Source organism: Streptomyces sp. SA15, assembly GCF_002291145.1.
Lineage (GTDB): Bacteria > Actinomycetota > Actinomycetes > Streptomycetales > Streptomycetaceae > Streptomyces.
Window position 1 is genome coordinate 21485 of the sequence record NZ_NTGE01000206.1, and the last position, 10829, is coordinate 32313.

Genomic DNA, 10829 nt, shown 5'->3' on the forward strand with positions numbered 1-10829 from the left:
TGCCCCCAGCGCTCCACAAAGACCGGTGTGAGACCAGTGAGACTCGGAGTGGAACATGACACACTGCACGCAAGCTTCGACGCGTAGGGGAGGCGTGGCGTGAGTGAGCGGCGTCCTGCGCCCACCGTGGGCCAGGTGGTGCTCGGCAAGCGCCTGCAGGAACTGCGAGAGGCGGCCGGCCTCAAACGCGAGGAAGCCGCGCAGGTGCTGCGGGTGGCCCCGGCGACCGTACGGCGGATGGAGATGGCCGAGGTCGCACTGAAGATTCCGTATGTGCAGGTGCTGCTGGAGACGTACGGTGTCGGCGCGGACGAGACGGCCGTGTTCGTCGCGCTCGCCGAGGAGGCGAACCAGCCGGGCTGGTGGCAGCGGTTCCACGACGTGCTGCCGGACTGGTTCAGCCTGTACGTGAGTCTGGAGGGCGCCGCCCGGATCATCCGGTCGTACGAGCCGCACTTCGTGCCCGGGCTGCTGCAGACCGAGGCGTACGCGCGTGCCGTCATGGAGGCGGGGACGGTCGGGCAGACGGGCCCGGAGGCGATCGCGCGGCATGTGTCCCTGCGCATGACCCGCCAGCAGTTGTTGGAGCGCGCGGACCCGCCCCACCTGTGGGTGATCATGGACGAGACGGTGCTGCGGCGTCCGGTGAGTATCGACGGCGCGGTCATGCGCGGCCAGTTGGACAAGCTGCTGGAGTTCGCCGAGCGGGACCGCATCACGCTCCAGGTCGCCGAGTTCTCGGAGGGACCGCATCCGGGGACGTACGCGCCGTTCTCGCTGTTCCGGTTCGCGGAAGCGGAGTTGCCCGACCTGGTCTTCACCGAGTACCTGACCGGTGCCCTCTACCTCGACTCGCGCAAGGAGGTCGCCGCGCATCTGGAGGTCCTGGACCACATGTCGGCGCGCGCCGCGTCGGCCGAGCGCACGAAGAAACTGCTGCGGGAGCGCCGCGCGGACTTCTGACGCAAGTACTTCTCAACGCACGCCACCCTCACCGCACGCACCCCCGACGCACGCACCCCTGACACGTGCGTCGAGCCCTTCCAGACCGAGGAGAAGACACCGTATGACCGGATCCGAAGCCGCACCCCCGGCCATCGACACCAGCCGACCGCATCCGGCCCGGGTGTACGACTGGTGGCTGGGCGGCAAGGACAACTATCCGGTGGACGAGGCGCTGGCCCGCAGGATCCTCGCTGTGGACGGCACGGTGGTACGCGGGGCGCGCGCCAACCGGCGCTTCATGCACCGGGCCGTGCGCGCCGCCGCCGAGGCCGGATTACGCCAGTTCCTGGACATCGGTACGGGCATCCCCACCGAACCCAATCTTCACCAAGTCGCGCAGGGCATCGCCCCGGAGTCGAAGATCGTGTACGCGGACAACGATCCGATCGTCCTGCGGCATGCCGAGGCGCTGCTGCACAGCACCGCCGAGGGATCCACGACCTATGTGCACGCCGACGTCCGCGACCCCGACACCATCCTGCGTCTGGCCTCCGAGACCCTGGACTTCACGCGGCCCGTGGCCCTGTCCCTGGTCGCGCTCACCCACTACCTGAGCGACGAGCCGGACCGCGACGACGCGTACGGCCTGCTCAAGCGCTACGTCTCGAAGCTCGCCGCCGGCAGCTTCCTGATCCTCTCGCAGGTCACCCCCGATCTGAGCCCCGAGGCCGTCGAGCGGGCCGCCGACCAGTTCCGGCGGAGCGGCACCCCGTTCTTTCCCCGCTCACTCGCCGACTTCTCCCGCTTCTTCGACGGCCTGGAGTTCCTCGGGCCCGGCGTGATCCCGGTGTCCGGGTGGCGGCCGGAGCCCGAGGACGTCGCGGCGCAGGCGGAGGGCATCGTGCCCGTCTACGCGGGAGTCGCCCGCAAGCCGTGACCCTTACGGGTTCCGGCGCCCAGCGGCGTCACGCCGCGCTTGGGGACCTCAGCTGTCCTGAGGGCCGTCCGCGCCTTCGCCACCGCCCAGGAGTCCGTCCGTGCCGCTCTCCTGCTGGCCGTGCGTGCCGCTCTCCTGGAAGCCCTCTGTGCTGTTGCTCTCCTCCTGTCCGGCCGGGGCCGCAGCGGTAGTCTGCGGGTCCACGTTGCCGTCCGACGCGTACGCGCTCCCCTGCGCCGCCGCGCCCGCCAGGAGCGCTCCCGCCGCGAGAGCCGCCGCGCGTGCAAGCCACGTCGTCCTGTTCCTACCCATGTCGTACTCCCTCTGGTGAGGTCAATTCCGCTGACTCCAGCAGGTTTAGCCTCACCAGAGGCCCGTGCATGCCAAATCCTTCCACCTTCACCCAAACGGCATGAATAGGGGCAAAGCGGCGATTTCAGGCGGCTCCGCCCTTCGAATCCTTCTCGTCGTCGACGATCTCCGCGTCCACCACGCCCTCCTCGTCCGGCGCACTCTGCTGGTCGGAGGCATGGCCGGAGGCGCCCTGCGCTTCGGTCGCGCCGCCGGCGGCGGACGCGGACGCGTACATCGCCTGGCCCATCTTCTGGCTGACGGTGGCGAGTTTCTCGACGCCCGTGCGCAGGGCGGCCGTCTCGGCGTTCTGGTCCAGGAGCTGCTTCAGTTCGGTGGCCGCCGACTCCACTTCCGTCTTGGTGTCGGCCGGGATCTTCTCGTCGTTGTCGCGGACGAACTTCTCGGTCTGGTAGACGAGTTGCTCGGCCTGGTTGCGGGTCTCCGCCGCCTCCCGGCGTTTGCGGTCCTCCTCGGCGTACTGCTCGGCCTCCCGCATCATGCGGTCGATGTCCTCCTTGGGAAGGGCGGAGCCGCCGGTCACGGTCATCTTCTGCTCGCGCCCCGTCGCCAGGTCCTTGGCGGAGACATGCATGATGCCGTTCGCGTCGATGTCGAAGGCCACCTCGATCTGCGGCACTCCGCGAGGCGCGGGCGGCAGGCCGGTGAGGTCGAACACGCCGAGCTTCTTGTTGTAGGCGGCGATCTCGCGTTCGCCCTGGTAGACCTGGATGCCGACCGAGGGCTGGTTGTCGGTGGCGGTGCTGAAGATCTCCGAACGGCGGGTGGGGATCGTGGTGTTGCGTTCGATGAGCTTGGTCATGATGCCGCCCTTGGTCTCGATGCCCAGGGACAGCGGGGTGACGTCGAGCAGGAGGACGTCCTTGACGTCGCCGCGGATGACGCCCGCCTGGAGGGCCGCGCCGACGGCCACGACCTCATCGGGGTTGACGCCCTTGTGCGGGTCCTTGCCGGTGAGTTCCTTGACCAGGTCGGTGACGGCGGGCATCCGGGTGGAGCCGCCGACGAGGATGACGTGGTCGATCACGGAGAGCTTGATGCCGGCGTCCTTGACCGCCTGGTGGAAGGGGGTCTTGCAGCGGTCGAGGAGGTCGGCGGTGAGTTCCTGGAGCTGGGCGCGGGTCAGCTTCTCGTCGAGGTGGAGAGGGCCCTCGGCGGAGGCGGTGATGTAGGGAAGGTTGATCGTCGTCTCCGACGAGCTGGACAGCTCGATCTTGGCCTTCTCGGCGCCCTCGCGCAGCCGCTGCACGGCCATCTTGTCGTTGCCGAGATCGATGCCGTACTGGCCCTTGAACTTCTTGATCAGATGCTCGACGATCCGCTGGTCCCAGTCGTCGCCGCCGAGGTGGGTGTCGCCGTTGGTGGCCTTGACCTCGATGACCCCTTCGCCGATTTCCAGCAGCGACACGTCGAAGGTGCCGCCGCCGAGGTCGAAGACGAGGACGGTCTGCTCCTCGCCCCGGTCGAGGCCGTAGGCGAGGGCGGCCGCGGTCGGCTCGTTGATGATCCTGAGGACCTTCAGGCCGGCGATCTCCCCGGCCTCCTTCGTCGCCTGCCGCTGGGCGTCGTCGAAGTACGCGGGGACGGTGATCACGGCGTCCGTGACGTCCTCGCCGAGGTAGGACTCCGCGTCCCGCTTCAGCTTCTGCAGCACCCGAGCGGACAGCTCCTGCGCCCGGTAGCGGGTGCCGTCGATCGAGCCCTGATCGGGGAAACGCCAGTTCCCGTCCCCCATGTGCCGCTTCACGGAGCGGGCGGTGCGCTCGATGTTCGTCACGGCCTGCCGTTTGGCGACCTCGCCGACGAGCACCTCGCCGTTCTTGGCGAAGGCCACGACCGACGGTGTGGTCCTGGCCCCCTCCGCGTTCGCGACGACGGTGGGTTCGCCGCCCTCCAGGACGGCCACCACCGAGTTCGTCGTCCCCAGATCGATTCCGACCGCGCGTCCCATCGCTCTGTCCCCTTCCTCCGCCGAGTTCCTCCGCCAGGAAGCCTCCCGTGGTCTCCCGCACTCCAGCCCAAAACTTGAGTGGCCTCTTGTCAAGAGGATTGCCAGCGGGTGGCTTCTTTCTCAGTGGCCGACTCTCATCAAGGAGACGGGTACCCCAGTGGGCGCTCGTCGTGCCGCCCGCCCCGCAGGGCGACGGCCCGCCGGGGACGGTCGGTGATCAGCACGTCCACCCGGGGGTCGGCGAGGAACACCTGCATCGGGAGGTCGTCGTTGACCGTCCACACCATGCTGAACAGGCCCTGCCGGGCGGCCTCCCGCAGCACGCCCGCGCGAGCCAGCCGGTGGTGCACGGCGACCCCGCTCGCACCGCAGGCACGCACCCGCCGCATGGGCAGCAGCTCGCTCAGCCGGGTGCCCGCCAGGCGTGCAGCGCCGATCTCCTTGCGGTCGCGGCCCAGGGACAGGGCGGTGCGCACGAGGGGGTACGCCTGGCTGATCGCGGCGACGGAACGGTCCTCCAGGGTCGTGGCGACGAAACCGTCCAACCCGAGCAGGGTGATCGCCCGGTCGATCACGTCGCGCTCGTAGCCCACTTCCTTCAGGTCGAGGTGCCCCACCAGCTTCCCGGCGATCAGGGCCATGACCTCGTCGACGACGGGCACGGCGTATCCGGCGCGCTCGCTCAGCTCGGCGTGGGTGAGCCGGGACAGCGGCGGGCCGGTGTGCGCCACCCGGGGGTCGTGGTAGACGACGAGGACGCCGTCGGCGGTGCGCCGGATGTCGAACTCGACGTACTCCGCGCCGGACAGGATGGCGTCCTCGTACGCCTCCCAGGTGGCGGCGCCGGCTCGCTCGGATCCTCCGCGGTGGGCGGAGACGGCGGGTCGTCGCGGCATCGTCGGGTCACCTCCCGGAGGGGGATCGGGGCGCGGGCACCGGAAGGGGGTGGCCGTCGGGCTGCGACAGGAGGCTGCCGGAGCGTCTGCTGACCCGCCTGAGCAGGACGTATCCGATCACGACGAGGACCACGAAGGGAAGCCAGGCCAGCGCGTACGCCGTGCCGTACTCCCGCAGGTCGAGGATGGAGCGGTCGGCGTGGACGTTCGTGCCGTTGATCCCGAAGAACGTGAGCAGCAGGGTGGGCGGCAGGGCGATCAGGGTGGCGGCGGCGACGAGGGCTGAGACGGTGCGGTCGCGGCGGTCGTCGCGTTCGGCGAGTTCGGCGTCCAGGGCGGCGGAGCGGGCGTTGATGACGGAGGTCAGCCGCTCGACCATGCGGGCGGAGTTCTCGAGGCTGTCGCGGATGCCGAGGGCGTCGCGCAGGGAGGACTGGAAACGCTCCATGAGCATCTCCGGGATCAGCAGGCTGTCCACGTAGGCCTCGACGCCGAAGGCCAGGTCGAGTTGGAGTTCGTTCACTCCGGCGGAGAGCCGGGAGATGAGGGAGCGGACCTCGTACGGAGAGTCCGTCATGGCCCGTTCGTTGGCCCGCATGGTCTCGAAGGCGGCCAGCCGGGTGCGCTGCAGGACGGCGAGGGCGGAGATCATGCCGATGGCGACCAGGGCGAGGCCGTTCTCCACGTGCGGGGCCCAGCCTGCCTGGACGGAGACACCGCGGCCGTGGGCGGAGAGGGTGACGCCGTGGTTCCTGAGGTTGGGCGGCATGGCGTCGTCGAGGTCCGCCGTGTCGCTCACCGGCATCCGGCCGCGGTAGACGATCTCGTTCAGCAGGGCGGGCCTGCGGGCCGCGTCGTCGATGCCGGTGCTCATCAGGTCGCGCCTCAACTGTCCGCCGGGGAAGACGAGTTGGTGCACGTTCTGGCCGAAGGCGAGAGGAGCCGGCCGGGCGAGCCGTTCGTTCAGCACGTCCAGCAGCGGCCGGCCGCGGAGGGTGATCCGCCCGCGGTCGAAGCAGGTGTCCGCCAGCCAGGAGGCGAGGGCGCCGGGTGCGGTCTCCGCGGCGAAGAAGCAGTCCACGAGGAGCGTGACGTCGCCGCGCGGGGTGGCGAGGACCATCACCTCGGCCGAGGCGAGGGCGAGACCGTGGTCGCCGCGCGGGAGCCCGATCTCCCGAGGCGTCAGGCGCTCGGCGAGGACCGGCACGGGGAGCACCGCTTCGCTGGACCTCAGGTGCGGCTCGAAACGGCCGAAGTCGAGCCGGTCGACGAGACCGCCCAGCGGGGAGCCTTCCGGACGCAGCCGCCCGTCGAGACTGAACAGCATGAGTACACGGGTGAGTTCACGAGTGGCGGAGTCAAGCACCGTCGCACCACCGGCCGTTGCCGTCACCATCGAAGTCCTTCCGACACCGTCCTGTTCCTACCCTGCCCCACGGCCCTGAACCGATGTCGTGCAGGCCGCCCGTACCGGGGCGGCCTGCACGATGTCTTGTCCGAAGATGTCTTGTCGGGTCAGGCCAGCTTCGCCGACAGCGTGATCGGTACGGCCTTCAGGGCCTGGCTGACCGGGCAGTTGACCTTGGCCTCCTCGGCGGCGGCGACGAAGCCGTCCTCGTCGAGGCCGGGGACCGTGCCCTCCACGGTCAGGTGGATGCCGGTGATGCCCTCACCGGGCTGGAAGGTGACGTCGGCGGAGGCGACCAGCTTGGTGGGCGGGGTGCCGGCGCCGGCGAGGGCGTGCGAGAACGCCATGGAGAAGCAGCTGGAGTGGGCGGCCGCGATCAGTTCCTCGGGGCTGGTCTTGCCGCTCGGCTCCTGGCTGCGGGCAGCCCACGTCACCGGCTGCTCGTCGATGGCGCCGGAGGAGTCGAAGGTGACGACACCGTTGCCCTCGAGCAGGTTGCCTTCCCAAACGGTGTGTGCGGAGCGCGTGGTAGCCACGGTCATTCCTTTCGTGTGATCCCCGTTTTTCCGGGTTACGGACCCCATCCGATCACACTCCGGCTCAGCTCACCCGGAAGACCGGCCCACGTGCGGTGAACGGAAGGTGAGCACCCTGGGGAATCAAGTAGGCATGCTCGCGCCGCACCCGCAAAACGTCGCACCAGCCGTCGGTGATCACCAGGATCGGCGCACCGGGCGGGAAGTCGTCCGCGCGGTGCAGCAGGTCGATGCCGGGCTGCAGGACGGTGCCGCCGCGGCCGTGCACCCTTACCCGGCCGGCGATGTCCGTGACCGGCAGATACCCGGCGTCGTGCGGGGCCGCGTCGCAGAAGACGACGCGGGCGGCCGGTACGTCACGGGCCTCGGCGTAGGAGGCGATGGCGCCGAGTGCCTTGCCGAGCAGGACCCGGTTCATGGAGCCGGAGGTGTCGAGGACGACGCCGAAGGTGCAGCGGGCGATCTCCTCGGGCGGGAAGTACCGGCCCGCGCGCGGGATGTCGGGCGTCGACGACTGGCGGCGCGAGGGACGGGCGTAGGACCGGACCGGCTCGGGGCGGGGCACGAACTCGTCGAACCAGCGGGCGAGTCGGGCGTCCCAGGGCAGGGGCGGGTGGCTGAGGGCGCGGATCTCCTCGATCAGACCGCCGGGCAGGAAGCCGCGCTCCTGCTGCTGATGCAGGTCCAGGCCCCGGGCGAGGCCCCGGCGGTAGAACTCGTCGAGGTCGACGTAGTCGCGGGACGAGCCGAGCGGACCGCCGAGGATGTCACCGACACCCTTGCCGCGCGGGGTGGACAGGCGGCGCTTGCGGCGCAGGTCGCCGGCGATGCGGTCGTAGACCTCCTCGGCGGACAGGCCCTTCAGCTCCGGGTCGTACAGCAGTCCGTCGGGCATCGTGCCGACCTGCATCTCGCACAGCCAGCCGTTGATGACGTAGTCGGCGGCGATGTTGAACAGGTACGGGTCGCGGGTGCCGCAGCGGTCGCCGTGGCGCAGGGCGGCGTGCAGCATCTCGTGGGCCAGGATGAACCGCCACTCCTCGTCCTCGAAGTCGCGGAGGGGGTTGATGTAGATCTCGCCGGCCTCCGTGTCCACGGCGGCGATGTCGATGCCGTGGGCGCGGTTGAGTTCGGGGTCGGCGACGAGTTTCATGCCCGCCGCGATGCCGCCGAGCAGGGGGTAGGAGGAGATGAACCAGCTCAGCGCCCGTTCCCACGGCCGTTTGCGGACCGGGTCGTCGTCCAGGGAGTCCCGGCGACCGCCCGCCATGTCCATCGCGGCGGACATGGTGCCGGTGAGGGCACGCGCGAACGCGAGCTGCCAGTCCGGGGGCTGTCCGGCCCATTTCGGCCAGGTCAGGAGCAGTTGGTCGGGCTCTGAGCCGGCCGTGCCGCAGCGCTCGTACGCCGCGGGCAGCCCGTCGCGGCGCCAGCGGGCGGCGAGCTGTTCCTCGTCGCCGTCCGGGTAGGTGGTGGGCAGATGCTCGGGGGTCAGGCCGATGGGGAAGGTGAGCAGGAAGCGGTTGACGACGACGCAGCGGGCGGCGAGGTCGAACCGGTCGGGCTGCTCGCGCACTCCCGTGGCCGCCGGGACGTGTCCGAAGCCGACGTGGAGGGCGGCGTGGGCGATGGCCCAGGCCCAGGCTCCGGGGTCGGCGAGCCGGTCGGGGTGTGCGTGCACCTCCCCCTCGGAGTCGACGCGGACGAGGCCGTCGCGGGGCGCCAGGTCGCATTTCTCGTCGCGGCAGCTGCTCAACCCCAGGGAGCGCAGCGCCGGGTTGGCCCGCACCAGCGCCAGCCCCGCCTCGAAGGCCTCGCCTGCCAGGTCCCGTTTCTTCCGCCCCTTCGTGCGGGTACGGCTCATCGGCGTGCCTCCACCAGGCGTGGCATGTCCCGCGCCGCCTCCACCAGGAACCAGGCGGGCAGCACCGGGTTGCCGTCGGCGTCGGAGGCGATGACGCTCTGGGCGACCTCCACGGAGATCTCGGCGAGCTGCACGAGCAGTGACTTGGCGCGGTACGCGGTCTGACGGCCGTTCGCCGACATGTGGTCCTTGCTCACGGGCAGTTCCTTGATCAGGCGGCCGCGGAAGGAGTCGGCGAGGTAGTAGAGCAGGTCGCGGTCCTGGATGCGGGCCGGCCAGCGGGCGTCGCCCTTGAGGATCGCCTCGATGCCGTACTGGCTGCGGACGATCTTGACGTAGCCGCAGAAGGCGATGGCGTGCGCGGGCGTCAGCGTGCCGTGCGCGAGGATCTTCAGGGTCTCCTCGTCGAGGCCCTGGCCGAAGGAGTGCAGGGCGTCGGAGAGCATGTGCCAGGAGCGGGGCGTGGAGAACGGCTCCTCGGTCTTGGGCGGCTTGGACCACAGCTGGTCGGGCCGGTCGGTGAGGTGGTCCAGGATCCAGGGGTGGATGCCGTTGTTGGCCGCCCAGGTCAGCCAGTCCTTCGCGGAGGCCTCCAGGTGCACGTGGGTGAGGCGGTTGACCAGTGCGGAGGCGATCGGGCGGGCGAGGGCGTTGTCGGTGGCGCGGTTGCCGGCGCCGATCACGATGGAGCCCGCGGGGAGTTCGTAGTTTCCGATACGGCGGTCCAGGATCAGCGAGTAGAACGCCTTCTGCACGTCCGGTGTGGCCGCGTTCAGCTCGTCCAGGAACAGGCAGTACGGCTCGTCGCGGGCGATGGTCTGAGGCGGGCAGAACACCGAGCGTCCGTCACGGATCTGGGGCACGCCGATGAGGTCCTCGGGGGCGAGCTGGGTGCCCAGCAGGCTCACGCACTCCAGCCCGAGCGACGCGGCGAACTCCCGTACCAGAGAGGACTTGCCGATGCCGGGGGCACCCCAGACGAAGACCGGCCGCACGGTGGCGAGGCCGAGCAGCAGTTCGGGGATACGGGAGGGCGTGACGGTGACAGCTGCCTGCACGCAGCGAACCTCCTTTGCGCCTAAACCGGCGCCGCTCTCGCGGATGTGGTTGCTCGCCGTTGAGGTTCTCAATTGATGGTTGCGGTCGTCATCCGAATATTCGCGGAACGGCCGCCGTAGCCGTACCACCTGAGCCACCCAGCGGAAGGCGTGGTTCAGGCGGCGCGTCGCTCCTCGCGCGCCGCCAGTGGAACCTGAGGGCCGTCCGACTCGCGCAGCCAGCGGCGCAGCACCCGGTGTATGTGCTCTGCGCCGGCGAGTTCCTTGCCGTCCTCGACGGGTGCGGAGAAGGCGAGCGGCGACAGCAGGAACGGCTTGGTCTGGGCGCCGCCGAGGCCGCCGTGCGAGCCGATCTGCTCCTCGAAGGCGAGGACTTCGCCCTCGGCGGGGTCGTACCAGGAGTTGACCATGATGTCGGCGGTGTGCGGGAAGGAGTGCGTGCGGCGGACGACGTCGGCGGCGCCCGGCCCGAAGTCGGCGAGTGGGCCGGGGTTGTCGTCGAGTTCGTCCAGCGGGATCTCCGTGCCGAACGGACCGAGGACGACCCCGCCGTGTTCCTCGCTGCGCACGAGCAGGAAGCCGATGCCGGGGTGGTTGGCGAGGGTCGTGAGCAGGGCGGGGTGGCGGGCGTCCATCTCCTCCTTGCTCATGCGGTGCGGGACGTCCGGGAAGGAGACCAGGCCGAGGTTGCCGGAGGCCAGCACGATCGGCTCCGAGCGGCGGTGCGAGGGCCGGCGCTGCTCGCCGCCCGCGGGCTGCTCGGCCGGCGCAGCTGGAGCCGGGGCCCGGCCGTGATCACGCAGATCCTGGCGCTGCCGGTGGCCTACAACCTGCTCCAGGCCGACAGCATGGCGATTCCGGC

General features: G+C 70.3%; 9 protein-coding genes and 1 pseudogene. 2 read left to right on the top strand and 8 right to left on the bottom strand.

Annotated features, from left to right (window positions below):
- Positions 1-99: 99 nt before the first annotated feature.
- Entirely contained in the window at positions 100-963 is an 864-nt protein-coding gene (locus CLM62_RS43760; protein WP_095755467.1) for a helix-turn-helix transcriptional regulator, read from the top strand.
- Positions 964-1066: 103 nt separating this feature from the next.
- Complete coding sequence (locus CLM62_RS43765; RefSeq protein WP_095755468.1) at positions 1067-1882, top strand: SAM-dependent methyltransferase; 816 nt, start codon at positions 1067-1069, stop codon at positions 1880-1882.
- Positions 1883-1930: 48 nt separating this feature from the next.
- Here the strand turns inward: CLM62_RS43765 and CLM62_RS43770 are convergent, their stop codons facing one another.
- From CLM62_RS43770 to CLM62_RS43805, 8 genes and pseudogenes are all read right to left on the bottom strand, one after another.
- Positions 1931-2194: a hypothetical protein gene (locus CLM62_RS43770; protein WP_095755469.1), complete on the bottom strand. Its 264-nt coding sequence runs from the start codon at positions 2192-2194 to the stop codon at positions 1931-1933.
- A 124-nt stretch (positions 2195-2318) separates the two neighbouring features.
- Positions 2319-4205 carry a molecular chaperone DnaK gene (dnaK, locus tag CLM62_RS43775; RefSeq protein ID WP_095755470.1) on the bottom strand — a complete coding sequence of 629 codons (1887 nt, stop codon included), beginning with the start codon at positions 4203-4205 and terminating at the stop codon, positions 2319-2321.
- Between the two features lie 137 nt (positions 4206-4342).
- The gene (locus CLM62_RS43780; protein ID WP_095755471.1) at positions 4343-5101 is read right to left on the bottom strand and encodes a glycerophosphodiester phosphodiesterase family protein; all 759 of its coding nucleotides are present in this window, start codon (positions 5099-5101) and stop codon (positions 4343-4345) included.
- Between the two features lie 7 nt (positions 5102-5108).
- Positions 5109-6428 carry a hypothetical protein gene (locus tag CLM62_RS43785; RefSeq protein ID WP_306457975.1) on the bottom strand — a complete coding sequence of 440 codons (1320 nt, stop codon included), beginning with the start codon at positions 6426-6428 and terminating at the stop codon, positions 5109-5111.
- 188 nt (positions 6429-6616) lie between these two features.
- Positions 6617-7045, bottom strand: a complete 429-nt coding sequence (locus CLM62_RS43790; RefSeq protein WP_095755475.1) for an OsmC family protein — start codon at positions 7043-7045, stop codon at positions 6617-6619.
- Between the two features lie 64 nt (positions 7046-7109).
- Entirely contained in the window at positions 7110-8909 is a 1800-nt protein-coding gene (locus CLM62_RS43795) for a hypothetical protein (protein WP_095755473.1), read from the bottom strand.
- A complete protein-coding gene (locus CLM62_RS43800; RefSeq protein ID WP_095755474.1) occupies positions 8906-9967 on the bottom strand; it encodes an ATP-binding protein in 1062 nt (353 codons plus the stop codon). The genes CLM62_RS43795 and CLM62_RS43800 overlap by 4 nt, the downstream gene beginning before the upstream one ends.
- Before the next feature lie 155 nt (positions 9968-10122).
- A pseudogene (locus CLM62_RS43805) lies at positions 10123-10829 on the bottom strand (hypothetical protein); the annotation flags it as partial.

Coding starts and splice junctions, on each gene's coding strand:
- CLM62_RS43770 (WP_095755469.1), bottom strand. CDS start 2,194: ATGGGTAGGAACAGGACGACGTGGCTTGCACGCGCGGCGGCTCTCGCG.
- CLM62_RS43765 (WP_095755468.1), top strand. CDS start 1,067: ATGACCGGATCCGAAGCCGCACCCCCGGCCATCGACACCAGCCGACCG.
- CLM62_RS43785 (WP_306457975.1), bottom strand. CDS start 6,428: ATGCTGTTCAGTCTCGACGGGCGGCTGCGTCCGGAAGGCTCCCCGCTG.
- CLM62_RS43795 (WP_095755473.1), bottom strand. CDS start 8,909: ATGAGCCGTACCCGCACGAAGGGGCGGAAGAAACGGGACCTGGCAGGC.
- CLM62_RS43780 (WP_095755471.1), bottom strand. CDS start 5,101: ATGCCGCGACGACCCGCCGTCTCCGCCCACCGCGGAGGATCCGAGCGA.
- dnaK (WP_095755470.1), bottom strand. CDS start 4,205: ATGGGACGCGCGGTCGGAATCGATCTGGGGACGACGAACTCGGTGGTG.